The organism is Sulfitobacter maritimus, from assembly GCF_013346665.1.
GTDB classification, from domain to species: domain Bacteria; phylum Pseudomonadota; class Alphaproteobacteria; order Rhodobacterales; family Rhodobacteraceae; genus Sulfitobacter; species Sulfitobacter maritimus.
Genome location: NZ_JABVBB010000004.1, coordinates 1 through 362, shown reverse-complemented (window position 1 = coordinate 362; position 362 = coordinate 1). Strand labels below are relative to the sequence as shown.

The 362-nt window shown below is 62.4% G+C and carries 1 pseudogene; it reads left to right on the top strand.

Features of this window, described 5'->3' with window-relative positions:
- Positions 1–362, top strand: a pseudogene (locus HTT03_RS00025) (hypothetical protein); the annotation flags it as partial.

Sequence of the window (362 nt, the reverse complement as noted above, 5' to 3'; positions counted from 1 at the left end):
CTCTATGAGTTGCGCTATATCCTCAACGAAGGGGCCAAGACCCTCGCCACCGCACCCATCGAAGTGACCGTCCCAGAGGCCACCATCAGCGGGCCGGAGACTGTCACCACCGGCGCTGCTTTTGAGATCGAATGGGGCACCCCTATCAACCCCCGCGACATAATCACGATCCTGCCTATCGGCACCAAGGAAGGCGCCACCGGCCCCTACCGCCGTGTTGGCGACCAGACCACCGGCCAACTTACCGCACCTGCGGAGCCGGGGCTCTATGAGTTGCGCTATATTCTCAACGAAGGGGCCAAGACCCTCGCCACGTCACCCATTGAGGTGGTGGAAGCTGAGATCGGCATCTCTGCCCCCGG